Annotated in this window: 9 protein-coding genes and 3 pseudogenes; 3 read left to right on the plus strand and 9 right to left on the minus strand. The window is 36.3% G+C overall.

The genetic code is table 11. The features are described 5' to 3' along the window. Positions 1-55: 55 nt before the first annotated feature. The 3 genes from APF76_11765 (at position 56) to APF76_11775 (ending at position 2,376) form a co-directional block, all read left to right on the plus strand. Positions 56-916, plus strand: coding sequence for a hypothetical protein (locus APF76_11765; protein KUO50375.1), 861 nt, complete (start codon positions 56-58; stop codon positions 914-916). Positions 917-1,208: 292 nt separating this feature from the next. After that, positions 1,209-1,469, plus strand: coding sequence for a cytoplasmic protein (locus APF76_11770; protein ID KUO50376.1), 261 nt, complete (start codon positions 1,209-1,211; stop codon positions 1,467-1,469). A gap of 550 nt (positions 1,470-2,019) precedes the next feature. Beyond that, a complete protein-coding gene (locus tag APF76_11775) occupies positions 2,020-2,376 on the plus strand; it encodes a rhodanese (GenBank protein KUO50377.1) in 357 nt (118 codons plus the stop codon). A gap of 194 nt (positions 2,377-2,570) precedes the next feature. Here the strand turns inward: APF76_11775 and APF76_11780 are convergent, their stop codons facing one another. The 9 genes and pseudogenes from APF76_11780 to APF76_11820 all read right to left on the minus strand — a co-directional run. Then, positions 2,571-2,753, minus strand: a complete 183-nt coding sequence (locus APF76_11780; protein ID KUO50378.1) for a hypothetical protein — start codon at positions 2,751-2,753, stop codon at positions 2,571-2,573. A gap of 181 nt (positions 2,754-2,934) precedes the next feature. Beyond that, positions 2,935-4,049: pseudogene (locus APF76_11785) on the minus strand (hypothetical protein). Between the two features lie 78 nt (positions 4,050-4,127). After that, positions 4,128-4,984: pseudogene (locus APF76_11790) on the minus strand (AraC family transcriptional regulator). Between the two features lie 124 nt (positions 4,985-5,108). Continuing rightward, positions 5,109-5,372, minus strand: coding sequence for a hypothetical protein (locus APF76_11795; GenBank protein ID KUO50379.1), 264 nt, complete (start codon positions 5,370-5,372; stop codon positions 5,109-5,111). Positions 5,373-5,380: 8 nt separating this feature from the next. Beyond that, positions 5,381-5,626 (minus strand): hypothetical protein, encoded by a 246-nt coding sequence (locus APF76_11800; GenBank protein ID KUO50380.1) that lies wholly within the window; start codon positions 5,624-5,626, stop codon positions 5,381-5,383. A gap of 183 nt (positions 5,627-5,809) precedes the next feature. Continuing rightward, positions 5,810-6,564: pseudogene (locus tag APF76_11805) on the minus strand (MerR family transcriptional regulator). 92 nt (positions 6,565-6,656) lie between these two features. Beyond that, the gene (locus APF76_11810; GenBank protein KUO50381.1) at positions 6,657-8,906 is read right to left on the minus strand and encodes a hypothetical protein; all 2,250 of its coding nucleotides are present in this window, start codon (positions 8,904-8,906) and stop codon (positions 6,657-6,659) included. Then, on the minus strand, positions 8,900-9,598 hold the full coding sequence (locus APF76_11815) for an ABC transporter ATP-binding protein (GenBank protein KUO50382.1): 699 nt from the start codon (positions 9,596-9,598) through the stop codon (positions 8,900-8,902). Before APF76_11815 ends, APF76_11810 begins: the two co-directional genes overlap by 7 nt. A gap of 1 nt (position 9,599) precedes the next feature. Continuing rightward, the coding region (locus tag APF76_11820; protein ID KUO50393.1) for a TetR family transcriptional regulator at positions 9,600-10,085 on the minus strand (486 nt) is incomplete at its 5' end.

Genomic DNA, 10,085 nt, shown 5'->3' on the forward strand with positions numbered 1-10,085 from the left:
TTCTATTATTGCTATATAATGGTATTAATAGTAAGGCTTATTTTAGGGGATTAATATGAAAACATATTCCTCAGAGTTGTTTAAAGAATTTCCTCCAGGTATTTCAGACATTGTAAAAACATATTCCAGCGATAAAATAACTATATTAAAAGCAAAAAATGTGTTTTCAGAGCCTAAGGGGTTTGGATGCTATAAGTTTCTTCTACCCTCAAAAAACATGCCTGTGGCTGTGGTTGAAAAAAAGAAATATTTTTTGGAACAAAAAAAGATATTTCCTGTAAATCCTGATCAGGTGCACCTCTTTACTGAAGAAAAATCAGTTGAAACCTTTATTCCTATTTTTATCCAAAAAGAATATATGAAAGAGTTTTCCCACTTACTTTCTGGGAAAAGTGAAATTTATTATAACAACGGCACCTTTAACATGGATTCCCACATAAATAGCTTGGTGTTTCAATTCATGGAAGAGGCCCAAAACAAGCAGCCTGGTTATGAGTTTATTCTCCAAAGTTTGAATATACAAATAATAATTAACCTTTTAAGAGATGTAGGAAATAATCTTTCCTATGACTACCATTCTAAAGAATATAATGATGTGAAAATTATTAAGAAAACAGAAGAATTTCTTCAAAACCATATGTGTTCTGATTTTTCACTAGATGATTTAGCAGCTTTTGCAAACTACAGCCCTTATCACTTTATAAGAGTATTTAAAAAACATACCGGTAAGACTCCCTTTGGATATCTGATAGAATTAAAGATTGAAAAAGCAAAAAAACTGTTGGCAACTAAAACCTATTGTATTAGTGAGATAAGCACTTTATGTGGCTTCAATAATCGCACTCACTTTTCAACAGTATTTAAAAGAATTACAGGAATGACACCTTCTAACTATAAAGATTGCATTATGAAATGAGTTTTTACTTCTTTAGTTCCTGAAAACAATTGTACGTGTGAATTTAACATTTTAGCTATGTATCTTAATGGTACTAGCCTTCTATTATTATAGTCGCCGGTGTATCAAGCCATTCAACGTCTGCTCCCAAATTCTCCGCTATAAATCTTAATATGTTTTTCTTAATTCATTTCAAACTTGTCAATTTGTCAAGCCTGACCCCAGTTACTCCTTACATTTAATACATAGTAGGGTATATAATAAAAATATATTTTATCTAACTACAAGAAAAGATATAGATGGGGGTGTTACAATGAAGTATAATGTTCAGTTAAAAAATCGGATTAAAAGAATTGAAGGACAAGTTAAAGGGATTTTAAAAATGATAGAAGAAGAAAAAGAATGTAAGGATTTAGTAGGACAAATGGCGGCAGCTAGAAATGCCTTGGATCAAGCAATTGGTGTAGTCGTAAGCGAGAATTTAGAAATTTGCATTAAAACTCAAATTGAGAAAGGTGAAACTACTGCAAAACATATTCAAGAGGCTGTAAATTTGTTGGTAAAAAGTAGATAAAGGTAATCTTTAACCAAACCTTTTCAAGTCCCAGAATTATTTTAGTTTAATTTATTAAAATAGTGTTGCATTATTGAAGAGAATCATATAGAATTTAAATATACCCCCGGGGGTATATTTAAATAAAATTGGGAGGCACAATATGAAGATTACAGATAATGCAAAAAACAAATTAATGAATATTATCTCTGAAAATTCCAGTAAAGGAATTCGTGTTTATCTTGCTGGTATGGGCTGAGGCGGTCCACGATTAGGAATGGTTCTGGATGAACCTAAAAATAATGATATTGTAAAAGAAATTGATAAAATTCAAGTTTTTTTTGACAAAGTAGCCTTCAGCTATGCTGAAAATTTAACATTAGATAATAAAGATGACACCTTCTTTTTCTTAAATCCTACCTATAGCTGTTAATCAAAATGTATCCATAATTAGAAGACATGTACAAAATTCCAAGTCCATGTCTTCTTTACAGTCCTTAAGTAATATACTATATACTCAAGACGGATAATATTTAATTTAAAAAATCAGCATCTCTAAGGAGTGAATTAAATGGAGTATTTGAATTATTTATTGGTGGTACTTCTTATTTTTTTCCTTGTCCAACACCTACTACCAGCAAAAGGTGTACGACAAATTTCTACAACGGATTTAAAGAAAGAATTAAAAGATAAAACTAAACAATTAATAGATGTTCGGACTTTTGAAGAGTTTACAACAAATCATATTCGAGGATTTAAAAATATACCATTAAATCAAATATTACAAAAAGCCAATGAACTATCAAAGGACAAAGAAGTAGTACTTATTTGTCAAAGTGGGATGAGAAGCAACAAAGGTAGCAAAATCTTTAAAAAACTAGGCTTTAAACACGTTACTAATGTTAGAGGTGGCATGAGGGTTTGGTGAATGTTTTAGATTGTATTACAGGGTGAGAATATAGAAATGCAGTATTGGGTAATTAATCACACCTAAAATCAAAAGGCAGTCTAAGGGGAAACCCCGAACTGCCTTTATTATAAATGTAAACTTTATATGGGTGATACCAAGCAAGCCGAAGCAATATGGAAGCAAAGATAACCGTCCCTGCGCTTCTGTTCTTATTACCTTCTATAATTATTTAAGGCGCCACCTATAGCACCAAGCAAAGCAAGAATGGTATAGTATCCTGCATTACTAATATTTTTCCCAGTTAACTCTAAAATGCCTTGAATAAGAAGGTCATTACCACCAAACATTGATATGACCCATCCAACTATCAATCCAGCAATCACACCACCAAGCATAATTTTCACCTCTCAAAATTCTATAACTTTTTTCTTTATTATATCACATACAACTGTTTCTTTCATAACCAGGCTTAAGCTCTCTACTGTTCTTTTGGATGGCACTTGCTTGCAGATATATTAGATCCCACAATAGAAAACCCCCTTAAACTAAACAGTCTAAGGGGAAACAAAATACAATTTAAAAAGAATCATCCATTTGTTCAGGATACGTCAGTATCATCATTTCAACCTTGGATTCCGGCTTAATTTCTCGGGGAAATTGTACTTCTTCTTCACCCATAGTGAAATTAAAGGACAAGGCTGCGGCTCCCTCCACCTTGAAAACACCGAAAAGTTTTCCACCATGAATACTCTCTGGTTCTATATATTTTTGCCTATAGGCTTCAAAAACCTTAGCTGCTGTATCCCCTATTTTCACACCTAAATTCGTTTCTGCCTCAGGGGAAGTGGCTAGTATCTCTAATACTTTCCCTGATTCCTCACCAACAAAAATTGTAAACCCCTTATCATAAGTCCATCTATAGACTTGCTCGGGGAAATGTCCCACCTCTGCAGAAGGAGGAGTTTCTTCGTAATCAGTTCCTAATGCTGTCCTGACCTCCTCTTTAGTATCACCTAGATGAACTCCTGAAATAGCCGGTCTTATATTTTGGGTTGTCTTCTTTGTTTCTTTTCCTTCATAAACTTCCGTATAAGCTATATTCCCTTCTTGATCCCAAGATTCAATTTCATAGAGGGTATCCTTGGCCTTCCAAATGTACTCGCTTTTCTTTTCTCCTATTGTATAGACTTCCAATGATCCCCAACCTTCACCATAATCGTTTTGTTCATCAGAAAAAACTAAAGACAAACCATCCGGATTCCAGACCGGAATGGAAGTGCTTTTTATTTTATATTCCTCTTCAAATAAATTATCAGCGTTTACTATACTATTTACAAATTTTTCTCCCTGTTTTTCACTAATTAAAAAGTATTGGCTACCAGATGCCCATGTAAAACTATAAGTCTCCTGAGAAACAACTCTTACAACCGCTGCCTTTTCTTCGCCAACTTTCCAAAGATAGGCTTCGCTTAAGCCATTTTCCTCACTTTTATTTTCTTCGATATAAATAACCTTTATATCGTCCGGAGACCAAGTTATTCTAGATACCCCTTCACTAGTTAATACGTCCATTATTTTTTCTTGAGTATAACCATTTGTTCTTTTTCTGTTTCATCAGAGGTAGAGGTACAACCTGCTAATATTAGCAACAGATTAAATAACAATAGTACTATTAAGACTTTCTTACGCATTTTGTAACCTCCTATCCTAAACGTTTTTTTGTTTAATTCTTCATAACCTGCTGGGCTGTGCAATTGATGCTTTGAATGTTATTTCCTTTTCAAAATCGGTATCCATATTTGGCTTTTAAAAGTTGGTGAAGTTACATCTTTATTCTCAGTCCACAAGATTTCTGGCCCTTCTGTTTGTTGATAGTTTGAGGATGGAAACCATTCAGAATAGATGCGTCCCCAGGCATCTTGCAGCGTATCAGGAAATGGTCCAACTGATTCGAATACAGCCCATGTTGAGGCAGCAACTTCAAGTTGTGTCAAGTTATCTGGACATTCATTAGTTATAGCAACGCCTATATAATGATCAAGCTCCCCTTTTCCCTCCATTCGACCTTCAGAAAAGTTCGTAGATGCTTGAAGCAGTCCTAGAGGCTCAACATTGGAAAGCTCCTTAAGTTTATTTATTGTCTCATCATTTAAAGTTTTCCACATAGCGGCAATCTCTGGATTAACTCCATGGAAAATTATAGGAACCCTCTTCTTGATACCAACTATACGAAATGCCTCTTTTTCTTCAATTCGATAGTTCATTTCACTTCCTCCTTTAATTGATAATTGAAAGGTCATTCGTGGATAAGCTCTTAATGATCGACCATTATTTCTGGCCTCTGACGGTGTTATCCCACGCAAACTTTGAAAAGCTCTTGTAAAAGAATCTGGTGAGTTGTATCCATATTTTATCGCAACATCAATTATCTTAATGCTACTATTAGTGAATTCGAACGCCGCAAAAGTAAGGCGTCTGCGGCGAATGTACTCCGAAAGCGTAACACCTCTAGAAAAGAAAACATTCTTTGAAAATGATATTCCGAGCAAAAAGCCAGGCTCGCCACTTTTTTATAGTCTATATCATTAGTAAGATTTTCTTCAATATAGTTTAATGCCTCATTCATTTTTTTCAAGATAATCCATTTATATGACCTCCCCTCTCACCAATAGAATATCAGAAGTTATATATGTCTATCCGACTTTCCGTGCACAATCATGTAGGATTAGTTCATGAATCAATTACCTAATTTATTTATCATCTATCTGAATACTATATACTCCCCAAATCTCCTTAAGCGTGATATCCCACATATCCGTCTCATTGTCATACTCTATATTTTTAACAACAGTTAAACTATCGTTATGACTCAGTTCAGATGTCAGAGCCATATATAAAGCTTCTGCTTCAGTCAAATCCGCTTCACCCGGTCTCTGGCTTGGAATTACTTCTATATGAATTACATCAGATTGAGCAGGATAAGAGTCTAGAACATTATCAAACCATACCTTCACTTTCTCACCTAAATCAATATCTTGAGGAGCATTTGAAAACCATATAGCATCATAGTATTCCGAAACCCCACCAGTTTCACAAAATCGTGTGCTTCAGGATTAATTACAAGTATCCTATCATTTTCTTTATTCATTACATATCCAATAATTCCCGGTTCATCATTCTTGGAAGAATCTTCGTCAACAGTTTGATTACATCCCATTACTGAGACAGCAAACATAAAAATTAATATCGCAAAAATAGTTTTTTTCAAGCAAACCACCCCTTTTATATCTATAGACTATATAGACGTAAAACACCTTAATAAGGTTGGTCTTTTCACATGATTATAGATTAAGACAAATTATGGCAAGCAAAAAAGTGACTAGCTTGCACCAATCACTAACCACTCAATCGTATTTTGTTTATTCTTAAACAAAACTTTTTATTTGTTCATTCACGTATAAATGAAGATTGCATCTCTTAAAAATACAGCTGTTCCAGGCTGTTTCTCGTCATAGTATGCCATGAATCTTGGATCATCAACATACATCTGAGCAACCCCTGCATGGGCCTCTCTTTTGTGTAACTATCCCAGTAGAAGCATAACCACTTCTTGTGTAGGTCTGCTGCTTTTTGGGCTAATTCTCCCGCAGGGTCACCTGTTTTAAACGCAGCATGAAGGGTTTCAATAACCTCATTTCCAAGTCTTCTAACCTCTTCATATTGCCCTTGAGTCATGTTTTTTACCTTTTGATTAGATTTATTAACAGTTTCATGCCCATACTTTTCACGAATTTCATTGCCATACATTTTTTCATTATCATCAACTAACTTCTGCTTAAAACCCTCAAATTTTTCTTTATCAGTCATTGTAATTCTCCCTTCTGTAAAAGCAATTGATTTATTAACATTTGAAATTAAAATATCCAATTGCTCTCTTTTGTCAAGAAGCTTTTCTAGGTGTTCTCTTAGTGCCTTTGCTGCATCAAAAGAAGGTGAAGTTAATATACCTTTATTACCTTCGAGGCTAACCCCCAGCTCTCTATAGAAGAGAATCTGTTGTAATCTATCCACCTCTGCTTGACCATAAATACGATACCCTGAAGAGCTAATTCTTGCCGGCTTAAGAATTCCAATCTCATCATAATATCTTAATGTCCTAGTACTAATACCCGCCAACTGAGCTAGTTTTTGCACTGTATATTCCATCCTTCGTCTCCTGACAATACTGCTATACACCTTTACGTAACGTTAATGTCAATAGTATTTTTATTATACCCCATCGTAAACCAAGTGAATGTTTATTCCATTCCTGATTTTAAGGCTTCACTCATAGAAACTTTATTGACTTTTTTCTTGCACAGCAGCTTCGACAACTCATAGGCGAACATTACAGCGATAAATCCAATTAGAATATATGACAGATCAATCGTTAGGGGTGGCAACGTCATTCCAACACTATTTTCAAGTGATTGAACCAATACCCCTATAGCAGAGAGCGTCAAGGGTATACCAATAATATATCCAATCACAACAACGACAGTTGAGCTATTCAGAATCAATGAATTGATTTCCCTCTTCCGGTAGCCGAAAATCTTCATGAGGGAAATGGTGCCCTTGTTTTCCTCAACGATCATTGAAGTTACAAGATAGATAACAATCATTCCGATGATAAAGGCTATCACCGCCAGGCCACTCATCATTGACTTTGTAGGCCCAATAACCTCTTCAATTGCTGCTAACTTATCCTCTAAAGACACTACACTGTAGGACTGCTTGTCGGGTATATCCAGCAGAACATTACTAAAGGCCCCGATATAGCTTCTTTCCGGCATTTCGAATTTTTCATTAAAATCCGCTAGAGGCATGAAGATAAATCTACCCTCATAGGTATCGGCTATCCTATCGATCTTCAACGAAAATATGCGCCCATCCAGCTTTCTGACGATGTCTACGGTGTCTCCCTTCTTTAACTTTAATAGATCAGCAACAGGCTTCGTTACAATCACCTGATTCACACTCATCCTTACACCGGATTCATCTACAAGGGTAACCAGATCAGAGTCAGGCATGACGCCAGTAACGTAAAAATCTCTTTTATCATCATCCTCCGGCAGAAATAACAATGCTTGAAAGGGTTCGGCACCAACTGGAAGCGGCTCATAGCGTAGCTCGTCGAATTTATACTCGTACTCGAAATTATACACTGTGCCTCCTGTAAGCATATTATCAAAACCACTTTTGAGGGTAAAACCCCAAAGCAAAAGCATTGTGGCTACGGCAACACCAAATAATAGAAAAGCAAGTCGGGACAGGCTTCTAAGTTGTTCCCTGATTTGGAACTTTGCCACGAATTTGAGTTTTTCAAGCTTGAACATACGTTCCAAAAAATTGACCTTGCTCTTTTCTTTCTTGCCTTTCATCAGTTCCACGGGGGAATGTTTCAGTTCCTTTCGTATGACAAAGTAGCTACTACATCCGAGGAAGAGAATGGGTAAGAGCAGACCGATGATCATACTGATGGGACTATACTGGATTCCAGTCAGCGGTATATTGAAGGCACTAAACATGAATGATACCGCTGCACGTACGGGGAATATACCAAGAATGGTCCCAATGATGCCTCCGATAATGGCCATCAGCAACGGAAACGTCAAGTAATGGCGATATAGCTCCTTTCTTCTATACCCTAAGGCATACAATGCACCGATAATCGCTGATTCGCGTTTAATCATTCGCCCAATAACGTTGCCAATCAAAACAATGGCCAACAATAAAATCCCTGTCGGTACACCCTTACTCACCAAATTGAGTATTTTAACCTCCGCAGCAACGATATTAACCCGCTTATTGTCTTCGATATTTGTCCACTTTATGATATCAATACCACGGCTCTTCAGCAGTTCTCTAAATTCAAATGACTGGATACCGAGGTTTTGATCGGTATGATTAAACTTCACAGCATAGAAACTGCTTCCTTGATTAAAGGCACCGAAGTCTTCCTTGCTAATGACTGCAACGCCAAAGCCTGGTAGCGGCATCATCATTTCTTCTGATTGTAGGGGATAAATATAATTCGGCAGCGCCATAATTCCGGCAATGGTAAAGGATTTATCTAATATCCTGATCTCATCACCGATTTTATAGTTGTGGGCATCAGCAAAATACGGGTTGATGAGTATCTCGCCACTTCCACTTAGTTCTTTACCGTCGATGATTGCCGGAATGTTGATCCTGTCATTTTTGCTAAAGATGCGCAGGGTTTTCTCCTCTGAGAGCGCATACTCAAAGGTTTTCCCTTCTTCTATCATCACGTTTGCTGTAGACTCAAGCTCCTGCAAGTTGTCGATGGTTTTGTCAGTTGTGAATGTTGCATCTTCCTGCAGATACCCGACTTGAAATTCGTTTGCCAGCCGCTCAAAATTATCGGCAAATTGGCTCATCGTTGTAAATATAAAGCTGCTTAAAATAATCAGCACAATGCATCCGATATACTGTGCTTTGTTTTCCAGAAAGACACGTTTGATTCTCTTATTGATCACCATTACCATTCAATCCCTTCAGCTGGTACAATCATCTGATTAACCGTATCTTCTACGATTTCTCCGCTTCGCAGCTTAAATACCCTGTTTGCCATAGCGGAAATGGCAGCATTATGGGTTATCATCAAAATGGTTGTGCCATATTTCTTGTTTACCTGCTCCAAGAGTTGCAAGATACTGCGAGATGTAAGATAATCAAGTGCACCGGTTGGCTCGTCACATAGTAGGAGCTTAGGATTTTTGACAATCGCTCTGGCAATGGAGACCCGTTGTTGCTCACCACCGCTTAGTTCCCTTGGAAAGCGATGTTTTTTATCCTTCATTTCCACCGCTGCTAATACTTCGTCAGTGTTTAGAGGCGATTTACTAATATTTGATACAACTTCAATATTTTCTCCTACTGTAAGGTTGGAAACTAGGTTATAGAACTGAAAGACAAAACCGATGTCCCCACGTCTATAATCCGTCAGTTCATCGTCCTTCAAATTGTTTACCTCAATCCCGTCAGCAATGACCTTACCGCTGTCACCGCGGTCAATACCACCTAGGATATTCATTAGTGTGGATTTTCCTGAACCTGATGGCCCAAGGATAACACCGATTTCCCCCTTCTCCAGTTTCATTCCGATTCCTTTTAAAACTTCAGTTATAACAACACCCGTTGTATAGCATTTCTTCAAGTTTGAAATATCAATAAACATATCATTTTTCCTCCTTATAAAAACAACGTTTCATTATGTCAAAATAATCATCCCATTCTCTAAGCAAATCCATATTGATCTCTTCAAAGGAATTTACTTTATCCCTCTGCTGCTCTGCAAAACTTAGTATGGTCCAACTAATAATATTCATTGTTTTTTCAATATCAATATCATCACGAAATTTTGTCAGATCTATATTTTTATAACCCATTTCAGAACCGCTTTTAATGAGATGCTTACCCATTTTATCGATTTCAGATTTAACCTCTACAGCATCCTCATGGGAAGTAGTTTTAAGAAAATCAAATGCTTGTGGAAACTTTTTCATGATTTTAAACTTAACTAATCCTATTTTTTCCATTCTTTTAAAAATATCTGTTTCATTCCAATCCACCTCATCGTAGATTTTATCAATAACCTCAACCACATAATCAAGCAAGAATAAATACAATTGCTTTTTACTATTAAAATAGTTAAATAGCGATCC

Source organism: Desulfitibacter sp. BRH_c19, assembly GCA_001515945.1.
Lineage (GTDB): Bacteria > Bacillota > DSM-16504 > Desulfitibacterales > Desulfitibacteraceae > Desulfitibacter.